Annotated in this window: 11 protein-coding genes; 6 read left to right on the top strand and 5 right to left on the bottom strand. The window is 57.8% G+C overall.

The window, feature by feature from the left end; translation table 11 throughout:
• The first annotated feature begins 80 nt into the window (after positions 1-80).
• The gene (locus ACSQ26_RS28870) at positions 81-980 is read left to right on the top strand and encodes a LysR family transcriptional regulator (protein ID WP_436015631.1); all 900 of its coding nucleotides are present in this window, start codon (positions 81-83) and stop codon (positions 978-980) included.
• Positions 981-988: 8 nt separating this feature from the next.
• Here the strand turns inward: ACSQ26_RS28870 and ACSQ26_RS28865 are convergent, their stop codons facing one another.
• Positions 989-1777 (bottom strand): 5-oxoprolinase subunit PxpA, encoded by a 789-nt coding sequence (locus ACSQ26_RS28865; protein WP_436015629.1) that lies wholly within the window; start codon positions 1775-1777, stop codon positions 989-991.
• Between the two features lie 130 nt (positions 1778-1907).
• On the bottom strand, positions 1908-2837 hold the full coding sequence (locus ACSQ26_RS28860; protein ID WP_436015627.1) for a LysR family transcriptional regulator: 930 nt from the start codon (positions 2835-2837) through the stop codon (positions 1908-1910).
• 316 nt (positions 2838-3153) lie between these two features.
• Between ACSQ26_RS28860 and ACSQ26_RS28855 the strand changes: the two genes are divergently transcribed.
• Positions 3154-3396, top strand: coding sequence for a tautomerase family protein (locus ACSQ26_RS28855; RefSeq protein ID WP_436015625.1), 243 nt, complete (start codon positions 3154-3156; stop codon positions 3394-3396).
• Positions 3397-3576: 180 nt separating this feature from the next.
• Here ACSQ26_RS28855 and ACSQ26_RS28850 read toward each other — a convergent pair whose 3' ends face one another.
• The 3 genes from ACSQ26_RS28850 to ACSQ26_RS28840 form a co-directional block, all read right to left on the bottom strand.
• Positions 3577-5841, bottom strand: a complete 2265-nt coding sequence (locus ACSQ26_RS28850) for an Ig-like domain-containing protein (RefSeq protein WP_436015623.1) — start codon at positions 5839-5841, stop codon at positions 3577-3579.
• A gap of 872 nt (positions 5842-6713) precedes the next feature.
• Entirely contained in the window at positions 6714-7808 is a 1095-nt protein-coding gene (locus tag ACSQ26_RS28845; RefSeq protein ID WP_436015764.1) for an ROK family transcriptional regulator, read from the bottom strand.
• Positions 7809-7850: 42 nt separating this feature from the next.
• Positions 7851-8504: an SGNH/GDSL hydrolase family protein gene (locus tag ACSQ26_RS28840; protein WP_436015621.1), complete on the bottom strand. Its 654-nt coding sequence runs from the start codon at positions 8502-8504 to the stop codon at positions 7851-7853.
• Positions 8505-8795: 291 nt separating this feature from the next.
• Here ACSQ26_RS28840 and ACSQ26_RS28835 point away from each other — a divergent pair, with 291 nt between their 5' ends.
• The 4 genes from ACSQ26_RS28835 to ACSQ26_RS28820 all read left to right on the top strand — a co-directional run bounded on the left by ACSQ26_RS28835 (position 8796) and on the right by ACSQ26_RS28820 (position 13369).
• Positions 8796-9878, top strand: coding sequence for a substrate-binding domain-containing protein (locus ACSQ26_RS28835; RefSeq protein ID WP_436015619.1), 1083 nt, complete (start codon positions 8796-8798; stop codon positions 9876-9878).
• A 63-nt stretch (positions 9879-9941) separates the two neighbouring features.
• Positions 9942-11435: a sugar ABC transporter ATP-binding protein gene (locus tag ACSQ26_RS28830; protein ID WP_436015617.1), complete on the top strand. Its 1494-nt coding sequence runs from the start codon at positions 9942-9944 to the stop codon at positions 11433-11435.
• Positions 11436-11523: 88 nt separating this feature from the next.
• Positions 11524-12420 (top strand): ABC transporter permease, encoded by an 897-nt coding sequence (locus tag ACSQ26_RS28825; protein WP_436015615.1) that lies wholly within the window; start codon positions 11524-11526, stop codon positions 12418-12420.
• Position 12421: 1 nt separating this feature from the next.
• Complete coding sequence (locus ACSQ26_RS28820; protein ID WP_436015613.1) at positions 12422-13369, top strand: ABC transporter permease; 948 nt, start codon at positions 12422-12424, stop codon at positions 13367-13369.
• Positions 13370-13375 lie beyond the last annotated feature (6 nt).

Here is a 13375-nt window from a genome sequence, read left to right as displayed (position 1 = left end):
AGCTTCGACGAAAGCAAGTTTAAACTTACTATTTCTGATTTTCAGATGGACTGCATCGATAAATCAGATGGGAGATGAGCATGTCATTGAGCTTGAGGCAGATCCGCTACTTCATAGCCACCGCCGAGGCGGGGCAAATCTCCCAGGCAGCGGTTAACCTGGCGATCTCGCAGTCGGCCGTGACAACTGCAATCAAGGATCTCGAGGACATAGTCGGCGCGCCGCTTTTCGAGCGGACACCGCATGGGGTGGAACTCACTCCGGCCGGGCGCCGCTTTCTGTCCCAAGCCTATGAAATCCTTCAGAAAGTTACAGAGGCTACGCAACTCTACCACGTTACCAGTGCGGTCAAGGGCACACTCAGCATTGCCACGACCTACACTGTCATGGGCTATTTCCTCCCCTTCCATATCGAGCGGCTGCGGCGGCAGTTTCCGGGCATCGGTTTCCAGCTGTTCGAGCTGCCGCGTGAAAGCGTCGAGGAAGGCATGCTGTCCAACCGCTATGACATCGCTGTCATGCTGACGTCGAACATCCTAAATCTGGAACTCACGACGGAGAAGCTGCTGAGTTCGCAACGGCGGCTCTGGGTGCCGGCACGCCACAAGCTGCTTTCCGCCGGCTCCATCGGATTCAGGGAAGTCGCGGAGGAGGACTATATTATGCTCACCCTGGACGAGGCATCGCATACGTCGATGAAATACTGGAGCCAGACGCCGTATCTGCCGAGGATCACCCTCCGGACCTCATCCGTCGAGGCGGTACGCTCGCTCGTCGCCAATGGCCAGGGCGTCGCGATCCTGTCTGATATGGTGCACCGGCCATGGTCGCTAGAGGGCCGGCGAATCGAGACGATTGTGCTGCATGATTCCGTGCCATCGATGGATGTCGGCCTCGCCTGGCGGCGGAACGTCGAATTCACGCCTGCGATGCAGGCGTTCAGATCTTATTTCCGCCGCGCATTTCACATCCCTGAATAGGCGCAGGTTTACGCGGCAGCCCGTGCCGCTGCCACCGAGGGCGAGGCGATCTCTATTCCGCTGGCCGTCAACGCTTCTCTTATTGCGATGAGGAGTTCCACGGAACCCGGCGTGTCGGAATGCACGCAGACGGACTCCAAGCCAACCACAATGTCATCACCGCCCACCGGGCGGACCTTGCCCTCGAGGCAGGCGCGGACCACCCGTTCAGCGGCCTTCTGCGGATTGTAGCCGTCCGGCTTACGCGTGAAAACGATCTTGCCGGTCGTGTCATACTCTCGGTCGGCGTAAAATTCACGGACGACAGGCTGACCGACTTGCGACGCGATCTTGTAGGTTTCCGATGCGCCCATGCAGTAGATGAAGGTGTCAGGGGCGACGCGGCGCATGGTGTTCACGAACAAGAGGGACGCGGCTTCATCGGCAGCGAGCGCCATATAGAGCGCACCATGCGGCTTCACATGCTGTAGCGGCTTGCCGTGTAGCCGGGCAAACTCCCGCAATGCGCCCATCTGGTAGACGATATCGTTCAGCATTTCCGTGGCGCTGGCATCGATCTTGCGGCGGCCAAAGCCCTGCAGATCCTGGAAACCAGGATGAGCGCCGATCGCGACATTGCGCTCTATCGCCCGCCTGACCGAAAGATCCATGAGGTTTGGGTCGCCGGCGTGGAAACCGGTGGCGATGTTTGCAGAGCTGATAAGCTTCATTAACTGCTCGTCGTCGGTCGAACCGAGTTGCCAACGGCCGAAGCCCTCACCCATGTCGCAGCTTATATCGATCGTTTTCCGGCTCATACCTGTGCTTCCCTTGTCGCGGCTGGAGAGCACAAGGATACGGACTGACGTCGCCGTTTGATAATCGAATTGCAGAATACTGAAATTCGGGATTTGCGATAATGAGCGGCTCCAATGTCCTCCGGCCGCCTCAATGCGGCTCGTCATATTCAATTCCGCCCAGGATACCGGAGCCCGAGCGGCACACGTCGATAAACACTCTTGCGTCGCGGCTCAAACCCGAACTCCGGTTCCAGGCCAAACCGATATCCATGCTCGGAATGGCGTCGGAGATCGACGCCGCTGCGAGCCGCACACCATCAAGCGACCACGGCCGATAGACCATGTCGGACAGGATGGTCACGCCGAAGCCCACGGCAACCACATTGCGGATGGCTTCCATCGAGGTCGTGCGGAACACGACATTCGGCTCCAAACCTGCCGCCTTGAAATAGGACATAGTGGTCTCTTCCGCATCGTCGACGGCAAGCATGATGTATGGTTCGGCCTGGATGTCGCGCAGCGAGATGCTCTTACGGTCGAGCAGCCTGTGATTTGCCGGCAGCCAAAGGCGTCTTTTGGACTGAACCAGCAACTCCGTCTCGATGTCTTTGCCGCGCTCGAGCGGGGAAAGCAGGCATACGGCCAAATCAACTTCCCCCGACAGGATTCGCCGCTCGATCTCCGGGCGGTCGAACTCGACGAGATTGACCTTGATTGCCGGAAAGATCCTGCGGAATCGCAAGAGCAGAGGCGTGACGAAATAGCCTGCGACGGTGTGGGTGCATGCAAGCGTTAACTCGCCGGCCATGTCGCGCTGCACCTGCTGGGGCGCCAGCATCGCATCGACCGCGGCTGCGAGCACGTTCTGGGCATGCTGGAGGAAAATCGCGCCTTCATAGGTGAGCGTCACACCCTTCGGGCTACGATTGAACAGCTTTACGCCTATGTCGGTTTCAAGCCTCTTGATGGCTTCCGTGACCGCGGGCTGCGACGTGAACAACGCCGCGGCCGCCTTCGACACTTGTCCTGTTTCGGCGACAGCAACGAAGAAGCGAAAGTGACGAAGGGAAACTCGCATCTATGAACTCTATCGGCCGCACGTTTACGACGCCTCACCAGACGGTCGCGTCAAAGGTTAGATTATGGCCCTCTCCCACACACCGGTCGAGACTAAAGTTTGTCTGCGCGTGCGCGGGCAAGCTGTCCTGAATGATATTCCAAATGAGGCGGTAGCAGCGATCGGACCGCGTGACATATAGGAAAAGCAAATAGCAACATGATGGGAAATCCGATTAGGAATGACGCCGCCAATCGAATAGCCTCTCCTCGAATGTCAATTCGACGAATGGCTCTCTGCGTAACTGTGCCACACCGTCTTGGGAGAAGAGATCCAAATGCCCTTCATTCGTGTTGATTGGTTTCCAGGCCGAACCCTGGAACAGAAGCGCGAGTTGGCTGAGGTGCTGACCCGGGAATTCGCACGTATTGCCAAATGCAAGCCCGAAACAATCAATTTCATTTTCACCGATGTTAATCGGGAAGACTGGGGTCGGAACGGAAGGTTGTTCTGCGATTCCTATGAATACGAAAACGACCCTGAGCTCGCGCGAAGCGAAGACGGGCTTCAACACGGTTGACAGCTAGGGGCGTGGAACGGCGCAATTCTGAGGGGTCTCGGTTTGCGGCTCTACGTATCCCTTCGCAAATACGGGCACGCCGTGCCTCCACCCCTCTCCCGCGAGGGAGAGGGGTATCACGTGGCCGTCGACCGAGCTGCGCGACCTTGTCTATCAGGCCACATTCTCGATAAGTCGAACTCAGGCAGCGAAGAGGAAATCCTGCTCCCCGAAATTCAGGTCGAACGTCTGGTCGTATACATCCACGCTGCCGAGCGGGAAATTATCGTTGGCCGAGAACACGGGTCCAAGATCCAGCGATCCGCTGTCGACGACAATATCGTAGCTGCCACTCAGCTTGAGAACGTCAAACTGGTAGCCGAAATTGAAGCCGAGGTCGGTATCGTTGTCCAGCGTCGCATTGGGCGCGAGCTCCAATGTATAGCCAATCTGCCCATCATGATTGGAGTCACGGGTGGAGGCATCGGTCAGCGTGATATCGCTGTTGAAGTCGAAGGCTTGGGACGACCCATCCTCGAATGTGATGACACCCGTCAGGCTGCTTACGGTGAGTGCGAAGTTCTGCAGGAAGTTCAAGCCGGCGGCCAGGTCAAGGTCGAGCAGATCGATGCTGCCGTCCGCGACCTCGATATCGAACCCGATGCTGAGCGGATTTGGTATCCCCAGAAGCGTGAAGACAAGATCGTCAACGTCCAGGCCAAGCTCCAGGAAGTTGTTGCTGGCGCCCGAAGACGTGATGACATTCGTCGCGGACACGCTGCTCGTCGTATCGACGTTCGGCCATTCGAAGCTCAGCGAAAAACCCGCCGGCAAAGGAACCTGCGCGCTGAGATCGGAACTGTCCAGATCGAGAATGTTCTGATCGACATCCCAGGGGCCGACCGTGGTGCTGAAGATGTCCCAGCTTCCGAGGTCGCCGAAATCGAGACCGGCGCTGGCGTTCATCAGGAAGCTGAAAATGAAGTCGAGGGCATAGCTGCCTTCCGGCCCCTCCGTCGCAAAGGACGCCGCTCCGAGCGTTGCATCAGCGGTAAGAAAGAGCACGTCCGTCGTCTTGTTGTAGCTTGTCTCCACTGTGATGTCGTAGGGCACGGAAGCGTCGATCTCGCCGCCTTCGAAGTTGAGCGTGGACTGGAAACCCGCCTTGAGATGGCCGTCCGTGGCACCGTAGACGAAGCCGCCGCCGGAGGTATTCCAGCTCGTGTCGATGCCGAGGAAGCGGTCGTCCGTGAAGGTGAACTGGTTGCCGGTGTTCCACATGCTCTGGTCGGTTGCCTGGAAAGCGGCATCGACATTCGTGACGGTATGTTCAAGGACGATCGGAACGCTCACGGAGGCGACTTCCTCGTCACCGTTTGACGTCTCCTGGGACACGGCTGTGATGCCGAGATCGAAGTTGACGTCCGTATCCGCCGGCAGCGTCAAGATGAATTGGTGAACGAGTTGGTCAGGCTGATCCCCGGGATTCACCAAGGCCTCGGAAACAATGACGCCGGCCGGCAGGCCGGATAGAACGATGCGATCGACGAACTCGGAAGAATCCAGGTCGGTCTGCGTGGCGGTGACGGTCAGCCTGATTTCGTTGACCGCGTCTCCGGCCGCGATCTCATAGCTCAGGAGCGGCGTGTCGGCGACCGCCGCGATCGCAACGTTCACATTGGCGAAATCGGTGCCGCCATGGTTGTCGGTGATGCAATAGGTGAAGCTGTCCGTGCCGTCATAATCCGTGTTTGGCGTGTAGAGGACCGCATCCCCAGCCAGGAGATCGGCATCGTCGCCATCCACGATCTGTACCGTGCCGCGCTGGTTGCCTTCGACATGGGTGATCGTCAGCGTGTTGCCATCCGCGTCCGTATCGTTGGCGAGCACCTGGAACAGCACCCCCTGCGGAACGTGGGACGGAGAGGTGAGGCCGCTTTGCCCGTCCTCGAAAATGCTGAAGGTATCGTCGCGCGCGTCCGGTGCGGCCGGCGCGATGAAGGTCAGCTTCTGGCCGCCGCTTGTCGTCCGTGCGCCGAACACCACGTTAGCTATGTCGTCGAGCGTAAGATTGTGGGCGCTGTTGTCGAGCGTAAACGTGACCGGGTCGATGACGTTCCCGTGTCCTTTTCCAATGCCAGGCAGGGCGAATTCGAGCCCCACATCAAATCCACTCTTCACAGCCCCGTGCATGTTCGCACCATGGCCAAGGTCGATGACCTTGTTCGCCTGCGCCTGAAAGCCGGTGATCAGATCGCCCCCGCCGCTGAAGTGGAGACCGGCGAGCTTGGCCTCGTCGGCCAGTTGGAAAAACAACCCGCGCAGGTCGGCCGGGCGTCCTTGGTCATCCGCGACATCGACGGTGAATGTCAGCGTACCATCTGGGTTCTCAACGACCAGGAGATCAATTCCCGCTTTTCCTGAAGATCCCGGTATGGTGAATGCAATGCTCCTTACGCAGTCCATGGCGCATCTCCTTAAGATTATCAAATCGGATGGATATATTTCATGAACCCCGGGCGGGACACGGCGGCGATTCTGTCGAATACCGGCAACGCTGAGGCAGATCGACTATAGAGAAGTATGCGGGCGTTACGCAAGTGAAATGTGGTGTAATGTTGGCAATTATCCGGCAATTTTTCGGCAATACCTAGATTCAGGTGGATTAAATACGCATACATATTAAATATTGCGTAAAATTTTCATTTTAATCATCGCTAATACTAGTATTGGCATCACAAGAGTATAAAGAATAAATTTTTCAATTTAGGCTAGAGCGTAATGTATGGAAATATCCAGATTGATTGCATTATTACCTTGTTCCAAAGCCTCCGATCTCTTGGCGCTCATGTTGTAGCAATCTCCAACTAAGTGGCGGACGCTGGCTCGGCAGTCTGCAATCTCGACTCTCTGGGCGGGTTCAGCGTGCGTGGCAGGATGCGCTGTCTCCAACTAATACCAGACCTTCCTAATGCAGGCTCACGGGTTTCCCTTTTTGGGCAAATCATGATTGACCATTGCAAACCGAAGCGTTTGCATTGGCCACGTCCGACTCTCCCGGTCGTGAGTATCTCCAACGAAGTCTCCATGCAGGAACTCCCTTTCGTCATCCATGGAATGCCGATCACAGATCACAGAGGCCAAGACAACGTGGGGGCAGAACACCGTTTACATTGCCGACATCCCGTGATGCCACAAGTCACAGGTTTATGGCACTTTGTCTTGCGGGCACGTAATGGGCCGGAACCTGATTTCGGGCAACGTGTAGCTTTGCGAGATGAGTCGAGCGACGCCCGCCTCAAGACCGTCGTGTCGGACGTCCGTTTGTGACAAGAGCGTCACTGCACCATAAAGCGTGAACTGAATGGCACACTCGCGACACCGACGGCCTTTGGGGAAAACCCGATCGCTCCAGGTAGAGCCGTCAAATCAGGAATTGCTGTCTTCAATGCTTCGCAAACCATCTTGCAGGTGCTTGTGGGTGAGAATGATGAAAGCACCACGGTCCTAATGTCCACGAACTGCCTCAGTGCCGTTACCGACTCAACCAGTTTTTCCACGCACTCCGCCTTCCATTTGTCGATCGACGCGCCCAAAGGCGGCCAATCGGCTTCTCGCTCCCAGACAAAGCCGGCGGGAAGGCCATCCTGGGCAAGCAACCGTTCGGCTCTAAACAGGCCGACATCGTAACTGATATTGGAATTCCCGTGGAAAATCTGGTGGTTGAGAATCAGGCGGCTGCGCAGCTTCCCACCAAGAAAAAAGAAGAGATAGTCGTTCAGGGATTTGGCCACCCCAAACATGCTTTCACCGCCCGCCGCGGCCGTGATGTCATTCTGGACAAAAACGGGAAGCCCGAGTTCGACTTCCAAGTATCGCTGGAGCGCCGCAGCCTCAAGTGCTTTGCCACCTTCAACGAACTTCAGTGCGTCCAAGTCGTCGGGAATAGCCAAGCCCACACCTGCGATACGGCTCCTGAGCATGATCGGCGTTGCGTCAAGAGCCTCGCGAACGGCGTTAGCCAGGACACTGGAAAGATCAGACCCCGCAGCAACAGGAAGTGGGAAAGACGCTCGGTGGCGAAGCGAACCGACGAAATCGATCAAAACGACGTCGATGAATTTCGAGCCCAGGCTAATGCCAACAGAACATGCACCCTCGGGGTTGAGGGAAAGCGGAATAGCCGGTGGGCCTACGCGGCCACGCTGGGCTTCTCCGCGCGCGATCAAGCCTTCTTGCTCCAATGATCTCACGATAACGGAGATCGTCTGTGCCGAGAGGCCAGTCTTTTCTCCAATCTCCATGCGTGAGGTTCCCTCGTTTTGAAGCAGGAGGGAAAGCACCAGCCGTTCATTGTGGCTGCGCACACTGAGCGAGTTCAGGCCGCTCGCGCGGTCCGCGATCCGAAGGGGATTCGGCGGGGCAAATCTCATATCAGGCAACGGGGGCCTCGATTCGTATGGTCGTCATCTGTCTCATCCGTGTTCCCGCGTCCAACCAATCGCCTCGACTTCCTGGGCGAGCGCAATCCCAAGCGACCTGTGCGCCTCGGCACCCAGATGGAAGCCATCCGCTGGATCGCAGCTCGCAACGGTGCCTGCGTCGAAAAAATGCACCTCAAGAGAATCCGCAATGATCTCGAATTCAAGTGCGAGCTTGTGCGATTTCTCTGAGGCACCGGCAAAGATCGAATGCCATTCCCGGATGTCGTCCAAAATGGGTGGCGGCGCGACGATCATGATCTCCGGCACCGCGCCGCGCGGTCCCGACGCAAGTTCCTTGATGTCGTAGACGAGGCAGCCGATCCCCATCGCGACCTCGGACGGAGGCTGATTAAATCTTGCCTTGAGATCATTGGTCCCAAGCATGATGATCACCAGATCGAGCGGCGCGTGGCTCTGCAAGCAGGGCTTCAGGTATCGTCGGCCATTCTTGTGCTCGCCCTCTATCGGGTCGTCGCGGACTGTCGTGCGGCCGCTCAGGCCTTCTTCGACGACGTACCATCCGCTCCCGAGCTGTTGTCGAAGCACGCCTGACCATCGTGCGTCAGGGCCAAAGCGGTCAAGTGGACCGCTGCCGGGCACTTGCCCGTATGTGTTTGAATCTCCAAAGCAAAGTACGGTTCGCATGCCTCCACCCATTCTTGCCCCCGCCGTGGGCATCGCGAGGTTTCTCCATTCTTTACACGCTGGAAATGGAGAACGCTATCGGAATACGCAGACACTCTGAATATTCATTCAACATGAATAACTGTTGACAAGGACGTAATGCATGTGTTGTTTTGAGCCTCGGAGGAAATCCAAAGCAGATTCTTGATTTTCTGGAGGTGGCGGCTGCGAGTGGCAGCTCGCAGCCGCCCGCGGGGGAGGCTTGTCCTCCGTCCGATCTGCTGACCGCAACGAGCAAAGGAGGATTCGCTCATGGTCTCTACTCTCAGGAAAACCGCGTTGGTATTTGCCCTAGCTGTGTCGACAGTTCTGTCGGCGACGTCGGCGTTTGCCGAGGACGTGAAGCTGATGGACGGTATCACGCCACGTGAAGGTGACACCGAAATCGTCGCCGCCGACAAATACAAGAAGGAAGCGCCTTGGGTGATTGGCATGAGTCACTTCGGTGTCAACGCCAACACCTGGACCGTGCAGATGGCGCATGACGCTGAAGCTGCCGCCAAGCTCGATAAGCGCATTTCGAAGTTCATTCTTCTCGATGCGAATATCGACCAGGCTAAGCAGGTTTCCGACATCGAAGACCTCATTGCGCAGAAGGTCGATGCAATCATCGTGACGCCTCTTACCGCGACGTCAGCGGATGCAGGTATCAAGAAGGCAGTGGCGGCCGGTATCCCGGTGATCGTCCATACCGGCCGAACCGAAACGCAGGACTTCACGCTCGACATTCAGGGCGGCGCCGAGCATTTCGGCAAGGTCATGGGTGACTGGCTCGTCAAGGAACTCGGCGGCAAAGGTAATATCTGGGTTCTTCGCGGCCTTCCAGGACATCCCGAAGACATCAACCGCTACAATGGCCTGTTGCAGGCGCTGAAGGGTACCGAAATCAAGATCATCGCCGAGGATGCAGGTTCCTGGCAATACGATAATGGCAAGAAGGTGTGCGAGACGTTTTATCTCAACAATCCGCAGGTCGACGGCATCTGGTCGTCCGGCGCGGACATGACCCGCGCCTGCGTCGACGTGTTCAAGCAATTTGGTGCGGCCATTCCGCCGATCAGCGGCGAGGGCAACAACGGCTTCTTCGGGCAGTGGATCAACGACGGTTTCAAGTCGATCTCGCCTGAATATGGTCCGGAACAGGGCGCGGCCGCTGTGAGGGCTGCCATCGCTCTGCTCGAGGGCAAGGAAATGCACAAGCGCTATGTCTACAATCCTCCGGGTTGGGACCTTGAGAAGGTGAAGAAGTACTATCGCGCGGACCTTTCGGCGAACGCATGGTTCCCCACCAGCCTCACCGAGGAAGACCTGCAGAAGTACTACGGCAACAAGTGATGGAACGGGCTGCGGCGTCCGCGCCGCAGCCCTTCAATGCCGGATACACAGGGAGGCGCGATAATGGACACATTGGTGACGATGCAGGGCATCTTCAAAAGCTATGGCAACAGTCGCGCCCTGGAGAACGTGTCGCTGGAACTCAAGCGCGGGTCCGTTCACGCGCTGATGGGTGAGAACGGCGCTGGCAAATCCAGCCTCATGAAAATTCTCGCCGGGGTCGTACATCCAGACGCTGGATCGATCACCAAGAACGGTGTCCCGCTCATTGTCCGCAATCCTCGCCAGGCTCTTGAAAATGGGATTTCCACCGTCTTCCAGGAACTGTCCGTCCTGCCGAACCTCACGATCGCGGAAAACATCTTCCTCGGCAAGGAACCCCTGACCAACACGCGCTCTATCGACCGTCGAAAGATGGAGGCGGAAGCTGCCGCCATACTTCGTTCGCTCGATCTTGATCTCGATCCCCGTACGTTGATCTCGGAACTTTCAATCGCGGAAAGACAGTTCGTCGAAATAGCCCGTGGCATCTCGGCGAACGCCGATATTGTTATTCTTGATGAGCCCACGGCCGCATTGAACGCAGCCGACGTCGAAAAGCTGAACAGGCATATCCAGCGGCTGAAATCGCAAGGCAAAGCCATCGTCTACATCTCGCACCGGATGGAGGAGGTGTTCCAGGTGTGCGACACCGTCACGGTCCTCAAGGATGGCCGCAACGTCGATACACGGCCTATGGCGGATGTCACGCCCAAGGGTCTTGTCGCGATGATGGTCGGCCGCCAGATCGAAGACCTGTATCCAGCGCGCGCCGCAGGGACAGGCGATGCCGTGTTGGCGATCGACGGGCTTCGTCTGACCCCGGACTCCAAGCCTATCTCGTTATCTCTGCGACGCGGCGAGATACTCGGTCTGGCCGGCCTCGAGGGGCAGGGCCAGCGAGAGATTCTCCGCAGCGTGATCGGCGAATTCACCCCTCATGAAGGCAGAATCGGCGTGAAGGGAACCCCCTTCAATCTCCCCCTGTCGCGCGCGGCCGGGGTCCGGCGGATGCAGGCGCTGGGCGTCGGTTATATTCCCGAAGATCGAAAAGACGAAGGGCTGCTTTTGTCCCTGCCGATCAAGCGAAACATCACCATCGGCCTGCATGCAGGCCTGAACATGCTTTCCTTCGCGCCCGGCTATCAAAAGATCGTCGAAGCTACGATGGGAAAGCTCAACGTGAAGGCGGCAAGTTCCTCCGCGTCAGTGTCGTCGCTCTCCGGGGGCAACCAGCAGAAGGTTCTGCTTGGGCGATATCTCGCCAAGGAAGCCGACATTCTCCTCATCGAAGAGCCGACCCGCGGCGTCGATATCGGAGCCAAGGTGGAAATCTACAAGCTTCTACGTGAATTCGCCAGCAACGGCGGCGCTGCGATCGTGCTGTCACGCGAGACCATCGAACTGATTGGTCTGTGCGACCGGATCATCGTTGTCCATGCCGGCACCGCCGCGAGTGAGATGGCTGCGCAAGACGCCACCGAACATAAGATTCTCGATGCAGCACTCGTTGCGTGACGCAGATACCAGCAGGCAAAAGATGACATACGGGTTTTGGAACATACTTATAGGGCGGAATTCAAGGCAGGGGCTTTGGTCCGTTCCGTTGCTCCTGGCCGTGCTCGGCTGCCTTTGGCTCTCATTCCAGACGAGGGACTTCTTCAGCGCAGGGAATCTTCTCAATCTTCTCTCCCAGTCTCTGCCGCTGATCATTGCGAGCATCGGCCAGATGATCGTCGTTCTGCTGGGGGGACTCGACCTCTCGGTCGGCTCCGTGATCAGCCTGACCACGGTCATTTTGGCGGCTGACGCTCCTTCGTACGTGGTTATCCCCGGCGTGTTCATAGTCGCTTTGGTGATTGGCTCTGCGAACGGGATCGCGGTGACGCGTCTTAACGTCAATCCGATCATTGCTACGCTGTCGATGCAAATGCTTGTCGAGGGCCTTGCCCGACTGATCCGCCCAGTGGCGGGCGGACAGATACCTTGGCTGGTGACGCATGCTGTCGATGGCGTCGTGTTCGGCATTCCGACCGCAATCGTCTGGATAGTGGTCGTAGTTCTTGTCGGATGGAAACTGCTTTACGGGTCCAGGCTCGGGTTCCACCTGTTCGCCGTGGGCGGCGGCGTGGCGGCTGGCCGCGAGGATGCCGCGCATACTTTCGGCATCGCCGACAAGCGCACCATTCTGACCGCCTATGTACTTTGTTCGGTGTTTGCGGCGCTGGCCGGCGTGTTCCTCGCTGGTCGGATCGTGTCGGGCGACCCGAACCTCGGCCCTCCCTTCGCATTGGACTCGATCACCGCGGTCGCGCTCGGTGGCACTCAGCTGGCGGGCGGCGTCGGCAGCCTCCACGGCACCGTGATTAGCGCTTTCGCCATGGCTCTGCTCGCCAATGGCATGAACCTGATGAACGTGTCGGCCTTCATGCAGACGGGCATCAAGGGAGCCATCCTGCTCCTGGTCGTCGCGATGCAAACCCGCAAGAAGATGGGGCTCTGAGATGGCGATTGCATCCAATATCGCACGTAGATTGACCCGAGTGCCCCCGGCCTATTTCGTCTTCCTGGCGTTGTTCCTCGTCATCTGGGCGACGCGTCCTCAGATGGTCAGTGTCAATGTCCTGAGTATCTTCATCCGGCAGGTTGCGCCCCTTGGCATCCTGGTTCTGGGTCAGTTGCTGGTCATGCGCGTCCGTTCGATCGATCTGTCCGGCGCGGGCGTCATTCTGCTCGTCAATTACGTCATTTCCTCGGGCATGTTCCGTGGTGCCCCGGTATGGGAGTTCGCGCTCATTTCAATCGCGATGGGCCTCGTGATCGGTTTGTTCAATGGGCTGATGGTCGGCAAGCGGAAGTCGTCCGCCGTCATCGTCACGCTGGCGGTCAACATCATCCTAATCGGCGTCGTTCAGTTCCTGGCAAGCGGAAAGCCGCCCGGAGATGTGCCAAAAATCTTCGCCGACCTCTATAACAGTCGATTGTTCACCATCCCGATGCCGATCGTGATCTGGGTCATTCTCGCGGCGATCATGGCGCTGTTCCTGTCACAGTCGGTCTATGGCCGATATGTCGATGCCGTCGGTGAAAACCCTCAGGCGGCGCACTTTTCCGGCGTCCCAACGGAGCGTGTCGTCATTGTCGCCCACACGATTGCTGGTTTGATGGCGGCATTGGCCGCACTGGTCCAGACAGCTTCCATAGCGGTCGGAAGCATCAGGTTTGGCCTCGACTTCCCACTCAACGCGGTGGCCGCAACCATTCTCGGAGGCGTCATCTTCGGCCGCGGCGAGGGAGGCGTACTTGGACCACTCTTCGGCGTGCTGTCGTTCGCACTGCTTTTCGTGGTGATGACGATCTTTGGCGTGCAAGAGCCGGGCAAACTCATGGCTCAGGGAGCAATCATCATGCTCGCCGCAATCTTTTATGGCCTTCGCACATCGAAGGCCTGAACCCAA

It is taken from the genome of Rhizobium sp. LjRoot254, assembly GCF_964254105.1.
Classification (GTDB): domain Bacteria; phylum Pseudomonadota; class Alphaproteobacteria; order Rhizobiales; family Rhizobiaceae; genus Rhizobium_E.
This window is presented reverse-complemented; position numbering and strand designations above follow the sequence as displayed.